A 23572-nucleotide genomic window follows, 5' to 3' on the forward strand; every position below is an offset into this window, starting at 1 on the left:
CCGGTTGAACCTGTTATCAATAGGTTACGGTCGCCCAAACTGCATCTGCGCTGGTTTTCCTGTTACAGTAGTCTCGCCGGTGTGGTGCTTGAATCTTGCCGATCAGCTTGCGCGGAAACTTCACGCCTGCACGGGTCCCTCATCCGTCGGTAGGGCAGGAGATGTGCTGGGTATTCTGGTCATGGACTCCCTCGGCGGGATCGACTACTCACCAGCCGGCGCTCCAGCCCGGCGAGGATTCGAAGTTCGGGCTACTCCTCCGTCCCAGCCAGTGTTCGTGATGCCTCCGGAATGGCGTCCTGAAGCAGAGGCTCTGGCGCAAGAATTCCAGCTTCCGATTACGACCGCTGAGACAATTGAACGGCAGTTCGTGAGGATCATCGACCGACTGGCAACTCCGGCCGGTGGTCATGACTGACGATCAGGAGCGCTTGCGCCGCGAGAATGTGCGTCTGAAGGCGCTTCTGGCAAAGCACGGCATCGAGATTCCGAAAGAGGCCACCGGCGATCCCCACTTCGGGTCCCCTAAGACGCGCGCACTGAGCTCCGAACAGAAGATCGAGTTGTTCCGAAGCCTGTTCATGGGACGACAGGACGTATACGCCGTCCGTTGGGAGAGCCCGGATGGCCGCAAGGGATACAGTCCACGCTACGAGCGCGACTGGAAGGCCTACTACGCGGCACCCCCAAAAGATCGTCCACGGGTAGATAAGGAAACCCGCAAGTACCTGCCCCTGAGTGATTCTGTCGTCGAAGAGCACCTAAAGGGACAAATCACCGTAGGGCTGTATCCGCTGCTTCCAGACGACACTTGCTGGTTTTTGGCGGCGGACTTCGACAAGGAAGCGTGGCAGGAGGATGCATCGGCGTTCCTCGCTGTGTGCCGGGAATGGGCTGTTCCAGCGGCGTTGGAGCGCTCCAGATCCGGTAACGGAGGCCATGTCTGGATCTTCTTTGAACAACCGATTTCTGCGACGCTGGCGCGGAGGCTGGGGTGCGCGCTGCTGACCCGCGCGATGGAGCGCCGCCATCAGATCGGACTCAGTTCGTACGACCGCTTCTTCCCGAACCAGGACACGATGCCGAAGGGAGGGTTCGGCAATCTCATCGCGCTGCCACTGCAAAAAGGTCCGCGGCAGGTGGGGAACAGCGCTTTCATTGATGACCGTTTCGAGCCCTTTGCTGATCAGTGGGCCTTCCTGGGTTCCCTTTCCCGGATCAGCGCCACGTCGGTTGAGAAGCTCGTGGAGGAAGCGCAGCGTCGAGGCGATCTGGTCGGCGTGAGGGTCAGTATCACCGAAGACGATGAGGAACCCGATCCGTGGACCCTTCCTCCATGCCGCAAGCGAAAGGATCCGGTCATTGCCGGCCCTTTGCCCAAGACTGTGAACATCGTGAGGGCGAATCTTCTCTTTATTGAGAAGACTGGGCTTCCTCCCGCAATGATGAATCGACTCCTGCGCGTCGCGGCATTCCAGAACCCCGAATTCTACAAAGCGCAGTCGATGCGCCTGCCGGTATACGACAAGCCTCGGGTGATCGCCTGCGGGGAGGATCTACCGAAGTATCTCGCCCTCCCGCGTGGGTGCCTGACCGAACTGACTGACTTGTTGGAATCCCATCGGATTCGACCGGTGATTCGCGATGAGCGCTTTGAGGGCCTGCCGATAGCCGTGGACTTCAAGGGAACACTTCGCGAGGCGCAGGCCACCGCGGTCCAGGCGATGATTGCCCACGACGACGGAATCGTCTGCGCACCGACCGCATTTGGGAAGACCGCGGTGGCAGCCTGGCTGATCGCGCACCGGAGAGTGAATGCGATCGTGCTCGTCCACCGGCAGCAACTGCTGGATCAATGGCGCGCCAAGCTGGCGATGTTCCTCGGGCTGCCGGTCGATGACATTGGACAGATCGGCGGCGGCAAGACGGCTCGCACGGGCCGCCTCGACGTTGCGGTGATTCAGAGCCTGCATGAGAAAGAAGGGGTCAAGGACTTCGTTGCCGAGTACGGCCACGTGATCGTCGACGAGTGCCATCATTTGTCTGCTGTCACGTTTGAGCGAGTGATGCGTTCAATCAAGGCGAAGTACGTGGTTGGACTTACGGCAACGCCCACACGAAAGGACGGACATCACCCGATTATCTCCATGCAGTGCGGTCCAATCCGGTTCAGGATGCAGGCCCGGGCGATGACCGACTCGACCCCCTTCGATCACATCGTCGTGAGGCGCCCAACGGACTTCAGGATGAATGACGAGGCAGGTGAATTCACGATTCAGGATGTGTACGCCGCACTTATCGGTGATGAGGCCCGGAACGGCATGATCGTGGCGGACGTCATTCGGGCGGTTCAGTCAGGCCGATCTCCTCTTCTGCTGACGGGCAGAACAGAACACCTGGAAGTGTTCCGCAGCCGGCTCGCTGGACAGGTGAAGAGTATCTTCGTGCTCAAAGGCGGCCTCGGCCGTAAGCAACGCAAAGCCGTCATGGACGAGTTGGCCAGCCTGCCGGAAACTGAGCCCAGGGTGATTCTGGCAACCGGGAGCTACATCGGAGAAGGCTTCGATGACTCGCGCTTGGACACGCTATTCCTCGCGATGCCGATCTCGTGGAAGGGTACTCTCCAGCAGTATGTGGGTCGGCTTCATCGCCTGCACGATAACAAGCGGGTAGTTGAAGTGTACGACTACGTCGACGGGAATCTGCGAATGCTTGCGCGGATGTATGAACGCCGGCTCAAAGGATACTCGGACATGGGCTACCGGGTTGTGGATTCCGCCGTGAGTCAGCAGGGCTTGCCTATCTGATGGGGTCAGTTGATACCCTCAGTTGCTCCAGTTGGTTCACCGGCCGGCACGACTCCGAGACTCTTGTCCGGGACGATTTCTCCTCTCGGATAGGGCAGACACTAGTTCTTTCTGGCTTCCAAACACGGAAGCGAGGCTAGGTCTGGGGACGGGCACTGGCCAGCACGGCCAGATTCTTCTTCATGACTTTCAGCCGCTGGCGTCCAGGGCCGGTGCCTTCGATGAGCCGCTCGATGCTGATGAGGAACTCCGGCAGGTTCATTCGCTGGCGGAGTTGCGCCAGGAATGGCTGGACTTTGGCGTACTGGAAGTACATTTCCTGACAGGTGTCATAGACCAGTTGGGCATCGAGAGCGCCATTGGCCACGAACGCCGCCACCATGTCCCAATAGCCGTACACCTGGAGGACAAAGGCGCTTTCTTTTGTACCCGCGGACACAATCTCGAAGAGCTCGCCGGCGGACTGCGGAAGAAACCTTCCGCCAATGTAGGACCGGGCTTCCCGCATCACGGTTTCCCGGCGTAGTTCGTACAACTTCAGAATCAGTTCCGCCTGGCGGATGGGATCCTGCTTGGATGGCTTGGGTGTTGGTTTGGTCACGTCGGGGTCCATTCACGTTGCCGCTGGGCACACGCTAAAAGTTCATCGGGAAGAGAATGTTCAGCCCGGTCCGCGGGTCAGGCACGCCGGCATTGTTCAGCAGGTAGTTGTACTCGGGCAGGCGGGCCAGTTGCTCGTCGGCGTCGGGAATCCAGAGCGCCGCCTGATACCGGGAGCCCGAGTGAACCGTCCGGGGCATGGCAATCTCCACGGAGGTGGAGCCTTGTCCATTCACGGCAGCCAACTGGCGCAGGTCGAAAGGAACCCGAACCGGCACGAAGATGGAGGAGTCCACCGGGTTGCCATCGGCGTCGACGAGGACGAAGTACATGGGCTTGGGGCTGAACAGCCTGGAATACCCGGTGTTCCGGAAATTCAGCGTGAGTGTGCTTGTGCTGCCCTGCAGGAAAGGTTTGTCCAAAGAAGCACGCGTCAGAGCGATGGCCGGACCCACCTTGTTCATGAGGCTCGGATAGCAGGATTGTGAAGCCAGAAAGTCCATGTGAAAGCCGATGTTGATCATGTTCAGGTGGAGCCTGGTCGAGTAGGCATCGAATGCCGCGCAATTCTGCGTGGTCGGATCCAACCCGCCGACTTCGCCGCTGAACGGGATAATGTCACTGCGCTCCGCCGCGAAGCTCTTGAGTTCGTCCGACGTCCACTTCCCGTTGTCCCAGGGATGCGAGATCCAGGTGCCCGCATCTTCGGCCGTCGCATAGTGATCGTCATGGATGCCCCAGTAAGGGGTCGAGCCTAGTTCCCAACTGAGGATGTTGGCCGGCTGCCGGTTCAGCATGAAGGTGGCATCCCCGAAGGCGACCTGCTCAGCCTGCATGATCTGCTGCATGTTGGATTGGGTGTTGTTGCCGTAGGTGGAGTCGTGTCCTTCTCCCCAGAAGCCGATGAAGCCCTGGTTCATCGCATAGATGATCGGCTTGTATTTCTGAACCAGGGGCGCCAGGCTCTGAATATCCTGGAGGATCACATCCAGCGGAGCGTCGTCGCCGGGACCGTGGTTATAGGCGAAACGCAGGACAATCTTGATGCGGGCTTGCAGGGCCTTGGCCAACGCGTCGTCAATCTTCCGAACATCTTCGGCGGAGATCGGCTTGGGGTTGGGATTGGTGGCGCTGCAGGCGGTGTACTCGATGCCGACGGGGTTCAGGCAGATGTAAGTGTGGACCAGGCGCATCGGACCCACATCGAAAGGCTGGCCGTCCACGGTGTACGACTGAACGTGGCTTTGCAGTTGTTCCACGCTCATGGTCATCAGATCGAGGTGAGCCCACGGCCCGCCGTCGCGATTCAGAACGGTCTGCGGAGCCTGCTGGTAGCTGCGCACCATGGCGTAGTCAGCCGCGGACGCCGATGGCGGCGCAGCAAAAACCGTGACAACAAGTGCAAGGCCCAGCACGGAGCCGAGCTTGGGGGCGTGACAAAACCGCATTGGTGGAATTCTCCTCGATCAAATTAAGGCGCTTTGATAGATAGGGGGGCTTGGGCGCGGCAAAACTTCTCATCTTTCTTGCCGGCTTCCTCTTCCGGGCCCATCGCGTGAGGCCGCACACACGGGCCATTCCGGTGGCTGCATTTGCCCCTACTGATTCCAGAGCCGGAGGTGACCATGCCTGTGCGGTCGATGCGGCTTACCCTTCTGTGCTGCAGCTGCTTTCGGAGAGAGAATCAGCGTGACGGGAAGCTCCGCCGGATTTCGTCGACCACCCGGCGGAGCCTCTCCGTTCGGACACGCCAGCCTATCGGCCCGCACACCCGGAGTCACACACGGCCATGGTGACGAGGTTCGAAACCGCGCCGCCGATCCGGATACTGACCGGCACGGCATCACCGCGCTTGCCGCCGGCTGGTGCGCGAGCGCGAATCTCGTACAAACCCACCGTGCCGGGGCTCAGCCCCGCATAGGTCAACACGGCGTTGACTCCACCGATGGTCACTGTCGGAGTCGTCAGCGTATTGTGCACCAGCTTCTCTGAGGCGGGCACGCCCGTGGGCGGCTGCTCCCTTACCGGCCCCAGTCCTGTGCAATGGATGATGATGTCGGACCCTGTGTGTGCGGGATGAGCAGGGTCAACCAATTGGCCATCGGTGGTGTAGATGTGTCCCTGCCCGTAGACCGCATCGCCCGTGGCGAAGATCGATGGTGAGTAGTCGGACAGCCGCACGGTGAACTCGGCGCTCTCTTCGTTGTAGCCGCGAACGACAACGGTGTCGCGCAGGTAGCCCGACAATTCCCACGGAACCTGGAAGACAGCGAAGCTGGGTGTCCCGGTGAAGATCGGCGCGTATTGGCCATTGGCGAAGCGGAGGCTCAGGCCGCGCATCGCGGTGGGCAGTGGCGTGCCCATGCCGGGGGCGTAGGTGGCGGCGCTCACCGCCAGGTCGCCGGAAAGTATCGCCACGCTGCCCGGTGCAAGGTACACACCGCGAACATAGGAGGCGGCGTCCACGATCGTCAGGTCGCTGGGTGGGTCGACTTCCGTCAGATCCGTGTCTGGAAGGATCGAAAGGGTAACATTCGACCCGTCACCCAGGGCTGACGATGGAAACTGGACGCGGTCGCAGTAGGGGAACGAGTAGGCGTCGCCCACGCCGGCCAGATAGCTCGCGTATTGGTCGTAGTGCCCGGGATTGTTCGGCTGCGCGTAAGAGAACGAGTTCGAAATCGACAGCGGCGGCACGTTCGTCCCATCAGGCCGGTTGCCGAACCAGGTCCAGGACGGCGAATCGCCGATGGCGGTCCCGGGCAGCGCCGGATTGTCCACCAGGCTACCAAGCAAGCCCAGGTTCATGGCGGCCAGATAGTCGGTCACGGCGCGTTTTGCCACGCCGTTGATGTCCGATCCCTGGACTATCGTGTACTTCGCATCCGCTCCATAGAAAGCGGCTGAGGTGATGTCCGCTGCCCGCACATACATGGAGAGAGGGAGATCCACTCCGCCATTGTTCATCGTGCCGTCGATCATCAGGTCGCCAGGGTAGATGGCCGCTCCCACGAGGGCATCGTTCTTATTCGAGATCCAGGCCTTGAGGGTGTAGGTCTGACGCTCTCCGCCGGGCAGCACTCCGTTGTTGCCGGCCAGGCTCGAATAGACCGGATAGCCCCGGCGCTTCGTACTGCCGCTCCGCAGATAGCCAAGATACACATCCGGCGCCGGCCAGGCATTGACGTCTCCGGCTGCTCCCGAGAACTTCGCGCCGGACGGACCCAGCACGCGCACCACGCTGCCGTTCACTCCGTCGACGGTCACGCCGTTCAGGCCCGTGACCACCGTGCCGGACGGGTTCTGAGGAGTCAGTACGGAGTAGCCCGACATGCGCGTCAGGACCGACAGAACCTTGTCGCTGCCAGTGCGCCACGAGAGATTCGCCGGGTAGTAGGTGGCCCAGGAGGATTTCAACTGCAGCGGAATCCCAAAGAACTCCGACGCGGTGAGGTTCGCGAGCCCCTGACCGGAGCCGGAACTGCCGGTCTGAAAGCTCAGCTCCACCTGATCCCAACGCGTAGTGAAGTCTTCTTTGGACGGGTCGGCGTGATTCGCGCGGAACCCGTTTGCCTCACTGGGCGACCTGAGCTGGGTGCCGAGGGAAACATAGATCCTGCCGCCGTCGAACTGGGTAATGCTGATACCGGCGCTCAACTTGCCCAGCTCATACGCGACACCCTTCTGAAGCGCACTGTTGTCGCTGAGGTTGGTTCCGGTCAGTGTCCCCGCGCCGCCGAAGGCAATGTAGACGGGCAGCGACCCGCTATCCGGCCGGAGATTTTCGAACTTGAGCACCACTCCCTTTTGCGCGTATGCAGAGGGGAGTAACGCTTGTGAAACGCACAGCACAATGGCTGCGGTGAGAACATGGGGCCTTCTCATGGCAGTGCTTCCTTCCTGGGTCCGATGAAGTGGTTTGCCGCCCGGATAGATGCTGCAGGGAATCGGCGGGGAGCCCGTGCGGCGGCGCTCCCCCAGTTCCAGGACCGGCTAGCCGAGGGCGTACACCGCGTTGGCGATGCCGGAGGCGGTCGGGAAAACCCAATCCGTCAAAGCCACACCGAGCCGGATCTCGTCAGTCGCACCGCCAGTCAGTACTTTGTTTCCGCCCGGAAAACTCTGGGCGGGGTTGGCCAGCAGCCCCTTGGGGACATAGTCCAAGCCGTTGAAGAGATTGGAGACCAGCAGGATGTGTCCCGGGCCATCCCATTCGGTCGGGTTGTCGACCGCCAGGCAGATGGACAGGACGATCATCCCAACCCCATAGAGGGAGTAGCCCAGCGGCGCAAAGAAGTTGGAGAACTTGCCTGCCACGCTGGTTGCATCCTTGGCAGCGTTGACGGTTCCCGCCTGCAGGGACGCCAACAGAATCGGGAACGCTCCCATCGCATAGTAGAGATACGTCGGGTCGTTACTCGTCGCAATCGTGCTGGGCAGCGAAAGCGCCATCTCCACCAGCGAGCCGGCAATGTCCAGCTTTGCCGAAAACGAGTTTGAACTCACGTTTTCGAGATCGCAGAAGCCGTCGATTCCACCGGAGAAGAATGACGCCGTCGCGCCGGCCACCGCCATCCACGCCGCCCCGTCAGCGGACATTTTCAGCGTTCCAGCCGGCTTGGCCGAAACCGATGTCGGAGGAGTGATGTTGGCGGCGGAAATGATGATGTGCGAGGGAATGGCAACCACCAGGGCGAAGACATTCAGCAAGGTGAGCGGCTCTCCATGGCTGATCAGGGACCAGAGATCCGAAATCACCGGGATGTGGATCGACTCATTCACCAGGCTGAGGATGTCGTTCATGACCGCCGACAGGGTCTGCAGCACGAACCCAACCACCAGCTTGATGGCCGTCAGCAGATCCTTAGCCAGATCAAAGAACAGGTTCACCATTACCGAGACCTCGGTTTCGATGAAGCCCGCCGGATCACTGAACAGCAATTTGAAGCCGTCGAAGAACGCCTTGATCGAGGTGAGGAGTTGATCGAGCACCGTTTCCAGCAGACTGCCTCCCTGGGTAATCAGGTTGCTGAGCGCGCTGGCCAACGTGGGATTGTCAGCCGTGACAGCGCCTGTGGAACTGGTCGATGTCGCCTGCCCGATGTTGCTGGAGACCTTTGACGACAACGAACTGGACTGGGCGCGGGATTTCGCCCCATTCACTCCGTAGACCGTCTGCGGATCGTTGTTGTTGACCTGATTGCCCTTCAGGGAGCCACCGAGTTTGCTCAAAACGCTGGCCTGGGCGACCGACAGCGCGTTGATCTTGCTATCCAGGAATGCGCCCACGGCGCCGAAGTCTGTTCCCTGCGCGGCGATCCACGTGGAGAGACCCTGCACCCCGGTGTTGACCTGGTTCACGATGCTCTTCTGCAGTTTCAGGATGCCGCCCCAATCGAATAGCTTGGAAAGCCATTCCGCGGCGCGGACGATGTCGCCCACCACTGTGCGGATGAAGCCCGTCACCACCGCCACCGCCTTCTCCACCGTGTCCACGACAAAGCTGAAGGTGCCGCTCGCCAAAGTGGTAATTTCGTGGGAAATCTCATCCGCCACCTTGCAGGCAATCGAGACGATCTTGTCAGTGACATTCTGCTTCAGCCAGCTCTTGAACTCGTTCCAGCCGCCGCCGAGGGCGCTGCCGACACCGTTCACCGCCGCCACGGAAGCCGTCTGCGGAGGGCCGAAGGTCACATTCCCGTCACTATCGATGATGGTCGTGAAGCTCTGCGCCGAGCCCTTCACAATCGTGCGATCGGTAACCCCGGCCACCTGCTGGTAGAGCATGTTCACCGTGGTCTCCGGAAACGACAGGTACGTGTTGTCCGCCTGGATCGTGGACGCCTGCCCCACGCCCAACTTGCCTGACTGACTGCGGACTCGCAGATCCGCCTCTGCGCGCTGGCGGTTCTTCAGCCGCGTGGCCATCATCGCCGCTGCCGCACCGCCCCCCATCGTGTTCTGGATCGTGTTCGCCACGGCGACGTGATCGACGCCATCCGGCACGATCGGCTTGCCCGCGTAGTCCTTGGCCACACTCTGATCCAGATCGCCGGCCTGGATGTTGGACAGCCGCGCCAAAGCCTCGTGATCCGGATAGACCACGATCGCCTCCTGGTTCAACATGAACGGTCCCCAGAAATACAGCGCTGGGGTGGTGATGTCGGAAGCCGTGGAGACGATGTTCAGTTGACCCGCCGCATCCGTCTTCAGCCATGCGATGTCTGGCGGATTCAGTGAATAGGTGTTGACGCCATCGGAGATGGAGACGTCGTCCGACGCCCAGACTTTGATGGAGACGTTGGCTCGGGGATTGCCGCTGCCGTCCAGAAGCTGGATGATCGTGCGGTAGGAGGCGCTATCGGGCTGGTAGCCGTCGGAGTTGGTGGACGAGACGTAGTTGTCCGCCATCAACTCACTCTCGCTGGAGTAACCATGCACCAGATCCGCCATGTTGATGGCTCCAAGGTAGGTGCCCGCGCCGGTGCCATTGGGGCCCAAATAGAAGGCCACGCAGATTCCACTTTCAAAACCCACCAGCGCATCCCCGGCGATTCCCGTGGGGAAAACCGCCGGTGAGGTTGCGTCGTTAATCCCCTTCGACAGGTCGCACGCGTTGATCACTCCAGCAGCCGAACAGATGTAGAGGATTCCGTCGCTGATGTGAGGAATCCCGGTATTCATGGCGCTGTCGAACTTTGCCGCCCCCAGGGATACGCCCGAGGCGGCATCCACCGCATGCAGCAGGTTCGTGGAATCGCCGACATAGACCACTCCGCCGTAGCTGATGGGTGTGCCCAACGTGCCGGGGGCCAGAAACCCTCCTTTCGGCCACAGCGTGGCGCCGGTCGCGATGTTGTAGGCGTCCAATCCGTTCCCACCGGCGACATAGGCGGAATTGCCGTCCAGGCACACTGCCGAGGATACCCCCTGGCCCGTCACCGAATACACCAGATTGCCTGCCGTGCGCGAAATCTCCACCAGGGCGAGATTTTCGCCCGCCGCCACCACCACCCTGTTTGCACCGTCCAGGGCCAACGAGGCTGCGCTACTCGGGGGGCCGAATTTCAGATCCTTGTACCACAACACATTGGCGTCGTAGTTGTTCGACGCCGGATTCCAGACAGGGTCAACCGCGTAGAGGACGCCATCCACCCCGAGGTAGAGCAGGTAGTCGTCATTGCCGACGCTGTAATACTCGCTCAGAGCGGTTTCCGGCGCCGGAGAAGGAGAGTAAAACTGGCACAACGGGCCGAACGTCGAACTCCCGTTTTGGCAGACAACCATGGCTCCGTTGGCGCCCTGTGCCACAAAGGCGCCGTCTCTCCAGGCAGTCATGGTGCCCAGACTTTCGCCGATGTGGTTGGCCGAATTCTGGTCTGAGCCTGCCTGAATGTCGGTGATCAGCACATTGTTGTCGTCGTCCATCATGACGAAATAGCCGTTCCCGTAGGCGGCCTGCTGCAGCACCTTCTCGTTAATCTGGACTATCTCCTGTTGCCAGAGCTGCTGTGGCGGAGTTACCGACACCCGCTGCGGCACGGGCTTCTTCGCCGCCGGCGTTAGTCTGGACTGGGCGCTGGCGGTGAATTGTGTGGCCATCAGGCCCGCCCCCGCGCCGCCCAGTAGTGTTTTGAGCATGCTGCGGCGATTCATGCCGGCGCCCGTGATCTCGTTCCGATAGTTCTGTTGGGTCTTCATTCCAGCCTCCAAACGGTGATGTGGGTACTTTGGGCCTACGCCGATCCCGCGGAACCCCCGGATCTCCGAAAGGGCTTCTCGATGCGACCTCACCGCGGTGTTCGGGCTACATGAAGAGGAGGGCGAGCAGCCGGCCTGAAATTATCCGTGAGGAAGAAAATGGTCTCTTTTGCGAGTTTGAGCAGGGACAGCCGGGACGAGGCGGTGGCGTGCGATGCGCCGGCATCTTGTCGACCGCGCCACAGCGCGGGCCATCACAACCCGACTACGCTCAGCGGGACTTCTTCAACTCCACCCGGATCGCCTTCAGGGGTTTGGTGCTCTCCAGATTCTCCATCTGGTGCGGAGGTCCAACAGGCAGAAAGATCACCGTCCCATCCGCTCTGAGGCCTCGATCCACCGCCGGAACGCCCGGGCTATGCTCCTTCATGTGGGCAGCCGAGATGTAATACAGGACACTCGGATACCGGTGGGCATGCAGCGGTTCCCGGACGCCCGGTGCGACGGTCACCTCCAGCACCTTTACTTCCTCGTTCTCGAAGAGCAGTTTGTGGTGTTGCGGAGCCGCTGCCAGAGCGTCGTTGTCCGCCGTCCACCATTGATCGAAGTGACTTGTGCTCTGACCTGCCAGGAACGCCGCGCCCAGCGCCCCGGCCATCAGTACGACTTTCCAGACACGCCTCATGGTCGATTCTCCAGCCCACGGACTATCGGCAGAGTGTATCGCGTTCCCAGGCTGAAGACCAAACCTGGCGCCTCAGCCTGTGCATTTCCCTGCCCCAGCCCGGCCGGCTGGGGCACCTCCGTGCGGCCCTGACGGCTGGCGATTACTGCTGGGCCGGCACCGGACAACCTGCTTCACCCGACGGCCCGCACGCCGGAGAGGAGCGCGGCCAATCTCTCACCACCACCGTCACGGATCCAAACGCCGTTGCGTCATAGTACGCATCGGCCGGATAGCGGGCCGTGAAGACATGCGTGCCGGGCTTGAGGTGCCGGATGGCCAGCGTGGCCAGTGTGCCGTTCGCCGACAGTTTCGCGGTACCCACCAGCACGTCGCCTTCGTAGAACTCCACCGGATTGGTGAGGGCGGGAGAGCCGACGGCCAGCAGGCCGGGCTGTGCGTTGTAGCCCTTGGGATTGAAGAACGTGCTCTGGGACATGATCGGCTGTACCACCGCATTCAAGGTCACCGAGCCGCCGGCATTGATGGTTGCGGTCGGCAGGCTGGATGGTTCGCCAAGCGGCAGCGTGCGCCCAAGCGTCAGATAGAGTTCGCCGGTGACGAATGGCGGCTTCGCCGGGCAGGCGTAAGCCAGCGACGGATCGCTGACTGAAGTTGCCTTCGCGTAGAAGTTGGAATCGAGATTGAGCGTCGGACCGGCGGCGCTGGCGGCGGCCTGGTTGTTGAGGTTGTTGAGGATCGGCGGATAGACATTGTTGACAGTAGTGAAGGCCGTACCGATCGCGGTAATCTCCGCCAGCGAGGTCTGCCCCTGGGCGACATCGTCGAAAACGACATTGTCCAGTGTGATGTCGTTGTAGTAGTTTCTGGATGGATCCGCCTGCAGGAAGAAGCCATAGCCGCCCGCAGCCGCCGGTGTGACTGGGACGCCTTTGTTCGTTTTGGGGAACTGGGCTGTCGGCGGCAGCACGTGCACATCCCGGAACACGACGCCGGCAATAGCAGGCAAGTTGTCGGTGGACTTGAAGGGGGACAGCGGGACAATGTTGATCGGCCGGACAATGTCCTGGACGCAGACGGACTGGAACGTCACGTTGCTGATGGTGTTGCCGGGTTTGGAGCCGGTGCTGGAACTGATGTTGGTCGTGATCTGCATCGCCTTCAGGTCGCCGGTCGACGTGGGCAGCGCCTGCGCGTAGCTCTGCAGGCTGTAGGGCGGCTGCATCAGTGTGGCTTCCGTCACGCCGTTCACCGTGGTCCCCACCACGCTAGGCAGGCTGCCGGTGAAAAGCAGCTCTTCAAACAGCAGGTTCGATGTCAGATGCGAATCCCCTCCGGCCAGGATGGTGATGCCGCCTTTGTTATAGCCGCGAAACTTCCGGACGGTGATGTTGGACGTGTCGATGTTATTGGTGCTGATGGCGATGTCCTGATCCCCGATCGCCACGGTGGTGTCGTAGATGGTTATGTTGCTGCCGTGGATGTCGAAGCCATCGCTGTTCGGCATGGTCCAGGGAGCCTGTACTTTCACGCCCCAAACGGTGAAGCCGTTGCCGCCGAAGCCCACGGTGTGGAATGGCGGGTTGCGGATTGTGATCTTGTGGAGCACGACATTGCTGGCAAACGCACCCGCGACCCCGGCATTGATGATCTTGGGGCTGGCCTGCTCATTGGAAGAATTCTTCTTCTTGAAAGCCATGTCCCACCAACTAATGCCCTGATTGTCGCCGCTTAGTATCGTCCTGTTCCCCTGGCCGTCGATTACGCCGTAGCCGTAGATGCCGTTGTCCGTGCGCAGGGTGAACAGCGGCAGGCAGCCCCGGTCCACCTGGTACTCGCCCACAGTGCCGCAGATCGCCCCTTGCGCGTGGTCGCTGTTGTCCTGGTACCGCGAGGGATCGCGCGAACCATACACCGTCACGCCTCCATCGATGATGAGCGAGACATTCGCCGGCAGGGTGACCGGTTCCAGCAGGAACGCGTTGAACGACGGGTTTACACCGAGCGTTAGTTCCACCGCCTGGCCCTTCGTGCAGTTCAGCAGCGCCGTCTGCAGCGTGGTCGTCTCCCGGGATGATTCCGCGTTCTGCTCGTCGGCGGTGTCGCCGAGGACAGGGCCATCCGCCGCGGACTTCAACGGCGCGCGGAGGACCGCGCAAACCTTTGGAGTGATGGGTTCGGTTACATTTCGTGTGTCCTGTGCCATCAGGCCCGCGGTTGTCGCCCCGCAGAAGCACAGGAACAGGGTGCTCCATTTTGTCGTTTTCATCTTCGCTTCCCCAGTTCTTCTGTTCTCGATGGTTCGCCCGTGCCGCTGGGCCGCTGCCCGGCGCGATCCGTGCGAAACCCTTACAAAAAGGAGGGGGGACATCGGCGGCCGGAATTGCTCACCTTGATCTTCTTTTTCGGAGCTCCGGCGCCTGCGCGCGGCGCTGGATCCGATCTGGAGCTTCCAGTTGCTGGGCAGCTCAGCCACCGGAGCGGGTCAAAGCGGGTAAGGGAGCCGCCCCAGCCTTTCCCGGACGCGCTGCACTTTCTTTGGGAGATTCCTTGATGAGTTTCCTGCGGGTGGAATCCCCCTATTCAGTGCGGAGCAACACCCCATGCCATTCCAATTCCAACATTCCCGTCTCCGGCAGACCCGGACCCAGGTCATACCGGCCCTTGGACTTACCCTTCGAGTCCTCCTCGAACCGGAGGACTCCGGACGAGAGTTGACGATCATCGAGACCGTCAACGCCCCCGGATTCGGCCCGCCCTTTCACCGTCACCCGGAGACGGAGATCTTCCGGGTCCTGGAAGGCCGCTACATCTTTGAAGTGGATGGGACCCGCTACCCCGCCGAAGAGGGTGACCTGGTCACTGTTCCGGGCGGGGCGCCGCACCGCTTTGTGAACGTCAGCGGCAAGCCGGCACGCCAGTTGGTGATGATGTTGCCTGGGCTCGACGCCTACGCCTTCTTTGGCGGATTGGCGGAAACCATGCGCAACGGCATCCCGTCGAGGAGTGTCCTGAACGCATTCGGCGAACCTTGGGGCTGCGAGTTTCTGGGTGGTCCGCTGACGCTGGACCAACTCACTCCCGCCGAAACAGGTCGTTAACAGGCATACGTCCTCCCGGGCGTGCGCCCGCCCGCGTGACCTTCCTCTTTGACGCCCCTTCGGCCCGCCGGCCGTCCAATGACTCGAAGGGGCGCAGCTCGCCCCCGAGGCAATGCAGTTGAGACGATCGCCATTAATCGCGGATCGAGTTCACCGTGTGTTCTGGTCATCCGGCCTCGCAACCTGTTGGTGAACAGCCGCTTGGCCGCGGCCCGGGCGCGCAGCAGGGATTTGGTTCAGGGACCCGGGTGCTTCATAATGAATTGATTCAGATGGGTTCCGAACGGCAACCGATCAACTATCAATTCGGCGTCTTTGAGTTTTCCGCCAACACGGGAGAGCTGCGCAAAAACGGGATAATCGTCCGTCTCGCCCCCCAGCCAGCACTGGTGCTGAAAATGCTCCTGGCCCAAAATGGAGGCATTGTATGCCGGGAAGACCTCCAACTGGAGGTCTGGAAGGGTGACACGATCGTAGATTTCGAGCTCGGGCTGAATCGCTGCGTCGCCCGAATCCGGAGCGTGCTCTCCGACGATGCCGACACGCCTCGGTATGTCGAGACGATTCCTCGCTTGGGTTATCGATTCATTGCTCCGGTGAAGATCGTGCCGGTGCCCCAGCGTCAGGGAATTCAGGTGGCGGCGGCCCCTGATCCGGCCCCTGCTGCCGCATTCGAAGCTATCCTCGCGCCTGAGACCACTCCGGAGGTCGTCCCCCAGGAATCCAATCGTTTAGCGCCACCGCAAGTGGATGCTCCGCTGGAAGGCCCCAGCCGAAGTCCGGGCCGGAAGTGGCGGAGCATCCTCTTTTATGGTCTGCCGGCCGCCGTGCTCATTCTCGTCGGGTTGTTCTGGTCCCGGCACTTTGTGCGCAACCGGACCGTGCAACTCCGCTCGGACTACTCCGTTGGGCCGCTGTTCAGTGAGCCCGGTCAGACCGGGAGTCCGTCTTTCTCCCCGGACGGCTCCAAGGTTGTCTTTAGCTGGAGCGGGAGCCGGCAGGACAACTTCGATCTCTACATCAGGTCAATCGGTACTCAGGACACAACCCGGCTCACCAAGGCACCGGAAACGGACTACAGTCCTGCCTGGTCGCCCGACGGGAAGTCCATCGCCTTCTGCCGCGCCGGCCCGCGGGACGGTTCGTCCATCTGGGTGATCTCCCTCTCCGATGGCGCGGAGCGGAAACTCATCGATGTGCCATGGACCCCGGTAGTGGGCAGCCGCTTTCTGACCTGGTCTCCGGACAACAGGCGGTTGGTGTTTGCCGGAAGCATGAGCGAAGACAAGGCCTCCGGTCTTCTCGAAATGGAGGTCGCCACGGGCGCGACCCGCTACCTGACGAAAGCCCAGGCAGGGAGCGTGGAAATGCATCCAGCCTACGCTCCCGATGGGCACGCAATCGCCTTCGTCCGCGATATCGCCCGCGGAATCAGCCGCATTCTCGTGCTGCCCATGAACCCCGAAGGCGGGGCGGCCGGGCCGCCGGTTCCGCTGTCGTGGCCCGGTTTCGAGAGTTCCAACGTGGCCAGGCCCACCTGGACCCCCGACAGCAGCTATCTCCTCTTTGCTTCCAATCGGAACAGCGAACAATACCTGTGGATCGCGAAGGCGGAGCAGGGGGCCGCGCCCCAACTGCTCAGTACCTTGGGTCCGGGCCTGATGGATGCGGCGATCTCCTCCACCGGAGACCTCGCGATGGTTCGCGAGCGCCTGGACATCGATATCTTCAAGCTCGACATGGACCGGTTGCGCCGCGGCGATTCCACCGCGACGGTACCCGTGGTGAACTCCAACCGCCTGGAAACTTACCCGAATGTTTCGCCCGACGGCCTGAAGCTTGCCTTTGAATCCAACCGCTCCGGCTTCACTGAGATCTGGACCTCGAATGTCGACGGCACCAACCTCACGCAGATCACGAGCATGGGCCATCCCATCACCGGCTCCCCCTCTTGGTCTCCGGACAATCGGACCATCGCCTTCGACTCGCGGGCCGGTGGCGTTCCGCGAATCTACCTGGTGCCCGCGGGCGGTGGGAAGGTTGAGGCGCTAACCTCTTCGAATGAAATGAGCGTCACGCCCGCCTGGTCCGCGGACGGCGCCTGGATCTATTTCACCTCCGATCGCACCGGGCGGCCCGAGGTCTGGCGGATCCCCTCCAGCGGTGGTACGCCGCAGCAGGTTTCCACCACCGGCGGATTCTCTCCGTCCACTTCCGCCGGTAAGATGATCCTCTACTCGGCCAATCGGTCCTGGGTCACCACACTCAAATCCCTGAATGTGGAAACCCGTGAGGAAAAAGTCCTGGCTACGGATGCCATCCGCCGCAGCTACTATCCGGCCGCGGATGGCGTGTATTACATCGCCGCCGGTGCCGGCGGCCACTTCCTGCTGAAGTTCATCCCGTCCGCGGGCGGCGCCGCCGTAACTCTGTACGAGTTCCCAAGGCGCACGGCCGAAGGCATGGGCATGTCCCGGGACGGCCGTTCCCTCTTCTTCGGAGAAGCCGAACAGTTGAATACCGACCTGCAGTTGGTTCGGGACTTCTGGCGGAATTGACGGGAGCGCACACGGCCTGCCATCTCCCGTCCCGCGACGGCCTTCTCACAACGGGTCAGCGGCGGTTGGCGACGTCGGCGGCCAGGCGCAGTTCGGCATCCGCCTTGATCAGATACTCTTTTGCTTTTGCGGCGTGCCCACCCAGTTCGTCGCTGTTGTTTGCCTGGGCGGTGCTGATGTGGGCGAAAGACGAGACAATCGCTTCCTGTGCCGCCCGCAGTTCTCCATGGCGTTTCCCGATGTTGACTACCGGGTCGCTCATCATCGCCTGGAGACAGCCCACGACTGCTACAACGGCGACGGCTAAATGGATGCTCTTCCTCTTCATGACTTGAATTCTCCTTAAGTTAGGTTGATCCGAACTTCCCTGTCTGGCGGGATTGTGTCGCAGGACGAATGCTGAAATCGATGTTGCACGCCAGTGTTCCAGTGGCGCACAGGACTGGCACCCTCATCAGGGACACCCTCCTGTTCTTCTCCTGACGTCGCGATCCCGGAGCCGGAAGGGAATCGTCACGGCTTCACTGGATAGGGGGAGAATCCCATGTCAAATTTGATCAGTCTTTTTCATCTGCGCGGCCGGCCGCCTGCGCTTGCCTCCCTTTCGCCCACCGCCGCCATTGCCGGCCTCCGGCCAACAGCGCCAGCCCGATCCCTGCCATGCCGATTGTCGTGGGCTCCGGCACCGGGTTCGCGCCCAGCGACCGCTCCTGAATCGTCAGGAATCCGCCGGGGATGGCAATCTGATTGGACGGATTCTGAACGGGGACCAGCGTCGCGTCCGTAAACGCGTAATGCCCCACCGCCGTCGCAGCAGGAAACAGCGCAAAGAACTGATACAGATTGTTCGTGCCGCTCGGCTCGCCAATCGTCACCACCACCTCGCCCGGCGACGTGGAAATGGTCAGGTGGTTCACGTCGTCCCGCAACACTGCGCCGGAAAACGGAAGCAGGTTCAAGTCGATGGCGCTGGGATCAATCTGCGCGACGCCATTGAGCAGCTTCAGTGAGAGAAACTCCACCTCGGTCTCGCTGGTCACCGCGGTGGCGTCAAAGTGCAGCGTGTAGGTGTAAATCGACGCGCTCCAGCCCATCGTGCTGGTAGCGAGCAAGCAGAAAATCGTGAGAAACAGCCGGGGCATAGTCATGAGTTGAACTCCTTGTGAGGTTGATCGGATCGGCGTGCTGCGGCTGGCCGCTGCCTTTCCACTCACACAGTGGTGAGCACCGCCGCAACAGTGATCATCGCTTCGTGCGGCACTTTGTGGCCGCCACAAACCAAAACGCCGGGGAGACGCGAAGTCCCCCCGGCGCTCTGCCACTTCTCAAACCCGTCAACCCTCCAGCATCACCAGGCCGTTGATGATGCCTGCCGTCGTGTCACAAACGCCGTCTGTGATGCCCGCCCCAACACGTCCGGGGCTGAACGGCTCACCCTGCGCCACCGTCTTGCCCACATACGGAATGTAGGTGAAGACATTGGCTAACACGGTTTGCCCATCCTGGCCGAGGAAATCCGCATGGTTGAGAATCGCGCCGACTGACGCCATGATCAGCATCATCGCCCCGTATCCGCCATTCAGCCGCGAAACGGTCCGCGCCCAGGCTTTGGACACCGCCGGGTCTTGCTCCTTGGCCTTCGCGTAGTTCGCCGCGGAGAGAATCAGCGGCAGCGCCGCCAGGCTCCAGTAGGCAAAGACGAACGGATCAGTGCTGCTCACCGGAACGCTCAGCCCAATCCCGATGGCCGTCAACGAAGCTGCCGCCATCGCCACACCCCCGTTGCCCGATGCGTTCGACAGGTCGCCCCAGGCATCCATCACTGAGTACGTCATCCCGTTGAGGATGGTGGCGATGCCGGTCAGGTCCGTGAAGTCTCCCGTAGCGGACCGCGGCGCCTTGGCCGCCGCCGTGTTGTTCGGAATCAGATCCGTGATGATCGCCGACGGGATCGCCACAACCAGCGCAATCAAGTCGAACATCGACAACTGGTCCCTCGAGATCACTTCCCACAGCTGGCTCACAATCGGTATCCGGATGGGGCGCTGGATAATCGCGATAGCCCCCCGCAGAAGTGCCGGCAGGTTGTCGATCAACGCATCCAGCACACTCTTTAACAACCGCAGCATGTCCACCAGAAGATCGCCCAACAGGTTCATGACGTCGGAGATCGAGTTGGTCACGAACTTCGTCGGATCCTTCATCAGATTCCCGAAGTTGGAAAAGAACGCCTCCAGGTCCTCGCCGATGCTGCTCAGCGCGCCGCTGAGTTGCTGGTGAACTGCCGCCGCCAGCGCATCCACCGCCGGAAGAAAGTCGGAAGGGATCGGCGTGGAGGCCACCGACAGGCTCGACGAGTCCTCCGTCGTGTTGGCCGCATTGTCGGTCACCTTGCCGGTCCCCCAACGGCTCTGCGGGTAAGACTGTTTGCCATTGGCGTTGTAGATCGGCGTTGGGTCGTTATCGTTCTTCTGCGAGGCCTTCATCGACTTCTTGAAGTAAGCGTCCAAGGCACCCAATCCGCCCTGGATCTTACTGATCGCGCCGTCCAGCGCGGCATCCACTGACGCGCGGAAGGCCGGCGTCATCGTCGCCGTCTGGTCAGCGAGAGCCGTCAGGTTCTTAATCGCCGTATTTTTGATCGTGTCCTTGGCGGCCAGAATCTTGCCCCAATTGAAGATCTCGCTCAACCATTCCACAACCTTGACGATATCCTTCACCACCGACTTCAGGAAGCCGCTCACCACCGCCAGGGCGTGCTCCAGTGCCGTCACCGTGATGTTGTAGATGTTGCCGAGCTCATCCGTGATCGTGTGCAGCACCTTCTCCGTCGTCGCGACCACCAGTTTCACCACCTTGCGCGCGCCCTTCACCACGTTGGAAACGAAACTCTCAAAACCCAGTCCCGTGGTGGCCTCGGCCGCAGCCAGGCTTGTTTCGGTGGTCCCGGGTTGGAATGACCATTTCCCGGTGGCCGCATCCAGCACGGTTGTGAAGTTCGGAACCGAACCAGGCTCATACACCCGCGTGTTGCCATTCTGCGTAACGTCCCCGTTGTACACCAGGTTCTTCGGCGAGAACGCAATAAAGTCCCCCTCACTCGAGGTGGCACTCATCCGGCCCTTACGCCGGCTCCGCCGTTTGCGCCGCGCTTCGGTCACACTCATCCTCACCTTCGCCATGTGCTTGCGCGTCAGTGACAGGGACACGCTCGTGTTGCCCAGCGTACTGACAATCGTATTGGCCGCCGCCGAGGCGCTATCCGGGTCCACCAGGATCGTCTGCCCGTCGTAGCTGGTCGCCGCTGCCATGTCACTGGCAGTCACGCCCGACAGCTTCTCCACCACGTAGTGATCCGGGTAGATCATCATCGCTTCATTGGTGTCCATGAAGTCCGACCACAGGAACAGGGTTGGGCATGACACATCGGTCGCCTCCACCGTGATGCTGACCTCACCGGCAAAGTCCGACGCCGCCGACGCCGAAGCGCTGGGACCAATCGTGAACGCCTTGCCATTGATCGTCACATTGATCGTGTCCGACGCCCACACCCTCACCGCCTTGTTGATCCGGGGGTTGCGGTTCGTATCCAGCAACTGCACGTGCGTGCGGTACAGCGGCGTGGAGGGGATCGGGTTGTCCGGAGCACCCTGCGCACTATCGGCCAACAGGGTGCTGTCGCAGTAGAACTGGTGGAATTGGTCCACAAAGTCGATGGCGCACAGGTTATACGAGTTCTGATTCGACACGTAGCAGATGCCATTGTCGACACCGATGACTGTGCCGGACTGGTCCGTGCAATAGCTCAGCGTCTTGGTGCCCGAACTCGTCAGGTCCACGGCGTAAATCGTCGCCGAGGTCTGCTGCGAATCCGACGTGCGCGTGGAAAGATAGGCGTACCCGTCCTCGATATAGACCGGCGCCGAGTCGATCGGGTGGCCCAGGTCAACTACCCATTCCTGCGCCTTTGTCGAAGTGTTGATCGCGTAGAAGTTGCCGCCCGAGTCCGTGCAGTAGATCCCGTTACAGTACGTGTACGGAGCCGACAGCGCCGTCGACAGATTCTTGTTGTCCGGCGGCCAAGCCCAGCCGGCCGCGCCTGACCCGACATCGAAGCTCTGCACCGTCCCCATGGAGGTGCTGACATACACCAGCGCACCGGAGACGCACACACCCTTGGGAGTGCCGGCAAACGACGACGTCCACTGGATGGCGCCCGTCTGCACATTCACCGCCATGATCGACCCATCCACCGCCACGAACACCTGCCCCGCCGCGCCCAGGGCGAAGCGCGCCTTCGTGGGCGAGCCTTGCAAGGGCGTTATCCAAAGCTGGGCCTGGGCGTCCAAATCGTAAGCAATGATGTTGATGTTGTCGGGATTACTCAGGGGCATGCCACACAACACCATCACGCTGCCAAACAGAATCGGCGGGCCCAGGTCCGCTTGGGCGTAGAGCGATTTCTGGAGTTCGCCCGGGTTGGCTCCGATGATGTACGACGGCGACGTGTCAGGCAAGGCCATCCTGTACAACTTCGAATCCGAGCCGTTGGTGGGCATCAGGATGTTGTCGATCCGGGGGACGATGGAAAAGTTCGTGGTATTGCCTTCGCGGGCGCCGGACTGCACTTCAAACTGAACCAGCGCCTGGACCGGCTCCTCACCGCTGCTGCCTCCAACCATGCTCCACATCGAGCCTCGTTGGAAAAGCACGGAACTGGGGTTGATGGGCCCCCCGGCGCTCCTGTTCCAAAGCACTGCGGGCCCGGCGGCTCCTGAACAACCCGACTGCGCGAAAGCCCCGCGCGGAAGCCCCGCCAGCATGGCGCCGCCGGCCAGTGTCTTGAATAAATCGCGTCTGGAAAAGCCTTTGATTGGAGTCTTCATGGTCTGTAACCTCTTTTCAGTCACAGAGTGGACTCCAGCCGGAGAAAGTGATCACTGGGGCGTGGAATGCCGCTATTTCGGTCGCAACGGTTCTAGCGAAATCGTCGGTCTGCTCAAGGCTCAAGGATGAGACCCCCGATCCCACCGCCGGAGAGGTGGAAATCGAGGGCCTCCGCGCCCTGCCGATGCTGCCGGACTCCCGCCGGCCAACTCAGCCGTATTGCCTATCGATCGCCCTGCTCAGGCGTCGCCGCAACAACTCTACGCCGCCGGTAGAGCCCTACCCCGCCCAGGCCCATTCCAGCCAGCAGCATCATCGACCAACTCGACGGTTCGGGTACCGGGCTCGCCCCGGTCAGGGCCGCGACCTTGATGCTGTTGATGAGAAACTCATTGTTGCCCGTGATGGTCAAGTGCGTGAGGACTCCAACTGGCACCGTGTGGGTAAACTGGTACGTCGTGAACTGGGTATTGGCCACAACCGTGATCATTTGAGGTGCGCCCAGTTCCGCCAGTACCAGCGCGTTGGCCGCGCCGCCCGCCATCTCGATTTGTACTATATAGTCGCCGGGGCCGAAGGCGTGGGCCGATGTCAAAGTCGGATTGATGCCCTGATAGGTGGGCATCTGAAGGCAAGTCGCACTCGACGCGCCGGCCAGGAAGCACGGGTTGCCCGGGTCATTGGCGATCCCGCCCAGATAGAAAACGTCTTTGCCGGTGACCGAGAAGGTGTCCGGCGACCCGACAGTCGACCCGGCTGGGGTGGGCGAGGTCGGCGACCCGTTGTCGAAGCTCGTCGTCAGGACGAGAGCTGCGGCCTGGGACGAAAGGGTGGAAGCAGCGCACAGTACGCCGAGCGCCGCCAGTTTGTAAAGGAACTTCAGTTGATACATTTCCATTTCTCCTGTCAATAACTCGCGCCAACAGGACGGCATTCGACGCCTGGCAACGGGCCCAGCAAAGTCTCGCGGAGCTCCGTCTTGCGTTCCTCCGCGCTGGACGCCAACCAGAATCGGGCGACTGGGAGGTGAGGATCAATGAGTGAGTGGTGATTTGCAGGTGTGAAAGATATGCTCGGCTATCACATTGAAAAAAAGGGGGATGGCGATCACGGCGGAACCCTGGTGATCATGCACGCGTACGGCAATAGGTGGGCGAGGGATGACTCTCCCTCGGGCAGGGACAATTAACGGCGGCGGCGGTCCGGCACCGTGCATCCGGATTTCGGTCTGGA

At 61.4% G+C, this 23572-nt stretch carries 13 protein-coding genes; 3 read left to right on the top strand and 10 right to left on the bottom strand.

What is annotated here, in order from left to right:
- Positions 1-410: 410 nt before the first annotated feature.
- A complete protein-coding gene (locus tag IRI77_RS23910; protein WP_194447518.1) occupies positions 411-2807 on the top strand; it encodes a TOTE conflict system archaeo-eukaryotic primase domain-containing protein in 2397 nt (798 codons plus the stop codon).
- 136 nt (positions 2808-2943) lie between these two features.
- Here IRI77_RS23910 and IRI77_RS23915 read toward each other — a convergent pair whose 3' ends face one another.
- The 6 genes from IRI77_RS23915 to IRI77_RS23940 form a co-directional block, all read right to left on the bottom strand.
- A complete protein-coding gene (locus IRI77_RS23915; protein WP_194447519.1) occupies positions 2944-3408 on the bottom strand; it encodes a DUF4760 domain-containing protein in 465 nt (154 codons plus the stop codon).
- Between the two features lie 34 nt (positions 3409-3442).
- Entirely contained in the window at positions 3443-4855 is a 1413-nt protein-coding gene (locus tag IRI77_RS23920) for a DUF4874 domain-containing protein (protein ID WP_194447520.1), read from the bottom strand.
- A gap of 307 nt (positions 4856-5162) precedes the next feature.
- Entirely contained in the window at positions 5163-7205 is a 2043-nt protein-coding gene (locus tag IRI77_RS23925) for a hypothetical protein (protein WP_194447521.1), read from the bottom strand.
- Positions 7206-7400: 195 nt separating this feature from the next.
- A complete protein-coding gene (locus IRI77_RS23930) occupies positions 7401-11108 on the bottom strand; it encodes an outer membrane protein assembly factor BamB family protein (RefSeq protein ID WP_194447522.1) in 3708 nt (1235 codons plus the stop codon).
- 271 nt (positions 11109-11379) lie between these two features.
- Positions 11380-11793 (bottom strand): cupin domain-containing protein, encoded by a 414-nt coding sequence (locus tag IRI77_RS23935; RefSeq protein WP_194447523.1) that lies wholly within the window; start codon positions 11791-11793, stop codon positions 11380-11382.
- Positions 11794-11935: 142 nt separating this feature from the next.
- On the bottom strand, positions 11936-14062 hold the full coding sequence (locus IRI77_RS23940; RefSeq protein WP_194447524.1) for a glycosyl hydrolase family 28 protein: 2127 nt from the start codon (positions 14060-14062) through the stop codon (positions 11936-11938).
- A 334-nt stretch (positions 14063-14396) separates the two neighbouring features.
- Between IRI77_RS23940 and IRI77_RS23945 the strand changes: the two genes are divergently transcribed.
- Together IRI77_RS23945 and IRI77_RS23950 are read left to right on the top strand one after the other, a co-directional pair.
- Positions 14397-14894, top strand: coding sequence for a cupin domain-containing protein (locus IRI77_RS23945; RefSeq protein ID WP_194447525.1), 498 nt, complete (start codon positions 14397-14399; stop codon positions 14892-14894).
- 272 nt (positions 14895-15166) lie between these two features.
- On the top strand, positions 15167-17452 hold the full coding sequence (locus IRI77_RS23950) for a winged helix-turn-helix domain-containing protein (RefSeq protein WP_194447526.1): 2286 nt from the start codon (positions 15167-15169) through the stop codon (positions 17450-17452).
- A 55-nt stretch (positions 17453-17507) separates the two neighbouring features.
- Here IRI77_RS23950 and IRI77_RS23955 read toward each other — a convergent pair whose 3' ends face one another.
- The 4 genes from IRI77_RS23955 to IRI77_RS23970 form a co-directional block, all read right to left on the bottom strand.
- Positions 17508-17780 (bottom strand): hypothetical protein, encoded by a 273-nt coding sequence (locus IRI77_RS23955; protein WP_194447527.1) that lies wholly within the window; start codon positions 17778-17780, stop codon positions 17508-17510.
- Positions 17781-18009: 229 nt separating this feature from the next.
- Positions 18010-18600 (bottom strand): PEP-CTERM sorting domain-containing protein, encoded by a 591-nt coding sequence (locus IRI77_RS23960; RefSeq protein ID WP_194447528.1) that lies wholly within the window; start codon positions 18598-18600, stop codon positions 18010-18012.
- A 186-nt stretch (positions 18601-18786) separates the two neighbouring features.
- Complete coding sequence (locus tag IRI77_RS23965; RefSeq protein WP_194447529.1) at positions 18787-22143, bottom strand: outer membrane protein assembly factor BamB family protein; 3357 nt, start codon at positions 22141-22143, stop codon at positions 18787-18789.
- A gap of 419 nt (positions 22144-22562) precedes the next feature.
- Complete coding sequence (locus tag IRI77_RS23970) at positions 22563-23231, bottom strand: PEP-CTERM sorting domain-containing protein (protein WP_194447530.1); 669 nt, start codon at positions 23229-23231, stop codon at positions 22563-22565.
- Positions 23232-23572: the final 341 nt, after the last annotated feature.

Origin of the sequence: Paludibaculum fermentans (assembly GCF_015277775.1) — a bacterium.
In the GTDB taxonomy this organism is placed as follows: domain Bacteria; phylum Acidobacteriota; class Terriglobia; order Bryobacterales; family Bryobacteraceae; genus Paludibaculum; species Paludibaculum fermentans.